Genomic DNA, 4,051 nt, shown 5'->3' on the forward strand with positions numbered 1-4,051 from the left:
AGCAGGGAGCAGGGAGCAGGGAGCAGGGAGCAGGGAGCAGGGAGCAGGGGAGCAGGGGAGCAGGGGAAAGAATTTCCTAATGACAACTGACAACTGACAACTAACAACTGACAACTAACAACTGACAACTAACAACTGACAACTGACAACTGACAACTGACAATTCATGCTTGAATCCCCAGAATATTTAAAATATCGAAAATGGATGAATTACGCCCTGGAATTGGCACAGATAGCGGGTAATGCTGGTGAAGTTCCTGTGGGTGCGGTGATTGTGGACACCGATGATTACCTGATTGCTGTCGGTGAAAATCGCAAAGAACGGGATCAAGATCCTACCGCACACGCGGAAATTATCGCTATTCGGGCTGCTAGTCAAAAATTACAAAGTTGGCGCTTGCATCAGTGTACCTTATATGTCACTCTAGAACCATGTCCGATGTGCGCTGGTGCTATAGTTCATGCTCGGTTGGGAAAATTGATCTATGGAGTGGACGATACCAAAACTGGCGCAATTCGTACTGTTATCAACATCCCTGATCATCCTGCGTCTAATCATCGGCTGAAAGTGCTAGGAGGCATTCTAGAATCAGACTGTCGAGAACAATTACAAAATTGGTTTACTACGCAACGCCGTCAGCAAAAATAACAGACAAAGGTAAAACTGTCCAGATAGGAAAACAAAAATTACCCAAGAAAATCTACGGTGGACATAATCAAGTTTGCGTCATCTTTTATCCGCCTTAAAAACCAGCCACCGTTATGATTAAATCATACTCTGCTTCTACTAAACGCCATTCACAAACCCTCAATCAGCCTGTAAATCCTCTGGTGGCTCAGAGTACCTCACGGGTTTCTCCTTGGTTAACTCCTTTAGCGTATCTTTTAGGACGTTATGTTGTTCTGCCATCTTTCTTTGGACGGATTAAAATTATTGGCCGAGAAAATATCCCTACAAGGGGTCCTGTAATTCTTGCTCCTACTCATCGTTCCCGTTGGGATTCATTGGTTTTACCTTATGCTACTGGTCGTCATGTGACAGGTAGAGATATGCGATTTATGGTAACGAGTAATGAATGTCAGGGATTACAAGGTTGGTTTGTAAGGAGAATGGGGGGTTTTCCTGTCAATACTGAACGTCCCGCGATCGCTACTCTCCGTCATACAGTAGAGTTAATGCAACAAGGGGAAATGCTAGTTATTTATCCTGAAGGTAACATCTATCGTGATGGTCAACTTCACCCGCTCAAGCCGGGAATCGCTCGTTTAGCTGTTAGTGCTGAATCTAGCTATCCAGGATTAGAAGTGAAAGTTATACCTGTTGGCATCCAGTACAGCGAACCCTATCCAAATTGGGGTACAGATGTGGATATTCACATTGGTGAACCTATCAAGGTCACAGATTATATTAATGGCAATTTAAAGTTAGAAGCGAAACGGTTAACAGCAGATTTAACCCATAAATTAAAACAATTAAATCATCAAGAATCAGAAATAAGCGATCGCATTTTTGTAGAAATTCACAATTAGTTACAAGAAATTTACATCCTTTCCCATAAAACCGTAATATTACTGTGATCAGATAAGAGGTTGTATCATAAAATAGTTATCTATAAGCTGTTAAACATTTAATTTACATACTCTTTCGGGAAAAACTCCTGTCGGTTGCATTGTGAAATGCAACACAGTTCAATCTGATTTGTTTGATCTAGCATATTTTAGTTTATATGCTAATATTCCTTATTCAAACAAGCAAAAACAGCCTAGAAAGTGTTTCTCCAGTATGTATTTTTAAATGGATTTTAACCAAAACTAACAACTGAGATAACAACCATGAAAAATCAAATTGTTTATAACTTAGGATTAGTCACTTTATTCACAGGAATATTCACCTTTACAAATCAAAAAGCATTTGCTCAACTCATACCTGATAGCACATTAGGTGCAGAAAGTTCTCAAATCAATAATATTAATTCAACAACAGCACAAATAGAAAGTGGTGCAACAAGAGGAATTAACCTATTTCATAGTTTCCAAGAATTTAATGTTGATGTAGGAAAAACTGTTAATTTTGCTAATCCTATCAATATTGAAAATATCCTCACTCGCGTCACAGGCAGTAATGTTTCTAACATATTAGGAACATTAGGAGTAAATGGCAACGCCAATTTATTTTTAATTAATCCTAATGGTATATATTTTGGTACTGGTGCAACATTAAATATTCAAGGTTCATTTACAGCTACAACTGCTAATGAAATTAAATTAGGAGATACTGGATTATTTAGTGCTAAAAATCCACAGACTAGCAATTTATTAAATATACAACCCAACGCCCTATTTACAAATGCTTTAAAAAATCAACAAGCAGAAATTAAAAATGAAGGTAATTTACAAACTGGAAAAGATTTAACATTATCAGGAATAAATGTAACCGTAAAAGATTCTACCCTGAAAACAGGAGGAGATTTAATCTTAGAAGCACAAGAAACAGTCAAGATTGAAGATAGTATTAATAAACCTGTAATTTTAGAATCTGCTGGTAATATCACAATTCAAGGTAATCAAAGTATTGAAATAAACGCTTTGAATCATCCTGATAGTAATTTTACATCTAATCGAGATATTGTATTTAGATCACCAGTGAGATTATTAAGTAATGGCAGATATACAGTAGGTGGTTATTTCACTACAGAAGATTTAAATCAAAATACCATAGATTTTCTCATACCTCATAATAATGTAATCAAAGTCAATGGAGATATTAAGTTAGAAGATTACACAGGTTCGTCTTTATATATATTAGCAAGTGGAAAAGTTACCACAGGAAATGTCACTATTAATAATCCTGATTATAAATCAATAAATCAAGATATTTCCGATGGTCAAGGCGGAAATCAAATAATTACAGTTAATAGTAAAAATGATGTTGGTCTATTAGATATACGAGCAGGAATTGACCCAGAAAAAATGCCAGGAATATTAGACAATAATCCCATTTTGCCATCAGGTGTAACAGCTACAGTGAATAATCATCCTACCAGTGCAGATATCTTATCGGTTGATTACTATACATTTACTGTTCAGACTGGTGAAGATAGTTATACGACCTATACAGAAATTAAAAATACTTATAATTTTATCAATTATGGGGGTTCAGTTTTCTTGACTAATGAATATAAACCTAACCATAATTTATTATCAAATTCGGCAAATATTATTATTGGAAATATAGATACTTACATTAACGCTATAGATTCTCCTGAACAAGATGGGGGTACAATCACTATTAATTCTAGAGGAAATATTAGTACAAAATCCTTAGCAGCTTACTCATATACAAATAATCAAGATTACTATTCCCGTTTAGAGCAAGATTACAATAATAATTACTCTAATAATGGCTATTATAATTACAGTAACTATTATAATTATGGTAATTACTCCGGTGGTGGCCAATCACAACCTCCAGCATATTCAGGTCCTTTTTTTGGGAAAGCAGGATATGGAGGGATAATTTCTCTCACATCTGGAGGTAATATCACTACAGAATCCCTATCTACAGAAGTCATATCTTCTACTCCTACAGTAGCAAATGCTGGAACGATATCTTTAAATGCTAATCAGTATATTACCACAGGAAATATTAATTCTTACTCAAGTTCTAGTAATGGTAATAGTGGAGATATTAATTTTTCATCCCAAGGAAATATTTCTACACAAGCTATTAACTCATCTGCATCTACAGGAAATAGTGGAGATATTAATTTTTCATCCCAAGGGGATATTTCCACACAAAGTATTAACTCATCTGTATCTACAGGAAATAGTGGAGATATTAATTTTTCATCCCAAGGAAATATTTCCACACAAAGTATTAACTCATCTGTATCTACAGGAAATAGTGGAGATATTAATTTTTCATCCCAAGGGGATATTTCCACACAAAGTATTAACTCATCTGCATCTACAGGAAATAGTGGAGATATTAATTTTTCATCCCAAGGGGATATTTCCACACAAAGTATTAACTCATCTGCATCTACAGGAA

The 4,051-nt window shown here is 35.5% G+C and carries 3 protein-coding genes; all 3 read left to right on the forward strand.

Annotated features, from left to right (window positions below; all coding sequences use genetic code 11):
- The first annotated feature begins 205 nt into the window (after nt 1–205).
- Nucleotides 206–649 (forward strand): tRNA adenosine(34) deaminase TadA, encoded by a 444-nt coding sequence (gene tadA / locus FJR38_RS10220; RefSeq protein WP_217359448.1) that lies wholly within the window; start codon nt 206–208, stop codon nt 647–649.
- A gap of 113 nt (nt 650–762) precedes the next feature.
- On the forward strand, nt 763–1,530 hold the full coding sequence (locus tag FJR38_RS10225; protein ID WP_168498087.1) for a 1-acyl-sn-glycerol-3-phosphate acyltransferase: 768 nt from the start codon (nt 763–765) through the stop codon (nt 1,528–1,530).
- 303 nt (nt 1,531–1,833) lie between these two features.
- Nucleotides 1,834–4,051 (forward strand): filamentous hemagglutinin N-terminal domain-containing protein (locus tag FJR38_RS10230; protein WP_168536823.1); only part of this gene is annotated, 2,218 nt, incomplete at its 3' end.

It is taken from the genome of Anabaena sp. UHCC 0253 (assembly GCF_009712085.1).
Taxonomy (GTDB): Bacteria; Cyanobacteriota; Cyanobacteriia; order Cyanobacteriales; family Nostocaceae; genus Dolichospermum.

Coding starts and splice junctions, on each gene's coding strand:
- tadA (WP_217359448.1), top strand. CDS start 206: ATGAATTACGCCCTGGAATTGGCACAGATAGCGGGTAATGCTGGTGAA.
- FJR38_RS10225 (WP_168498087.1), top strand. CDS start 763: ATGATTAAATCATACTCTGCTTCTACTAAACGCCATTCACAAACCCTC.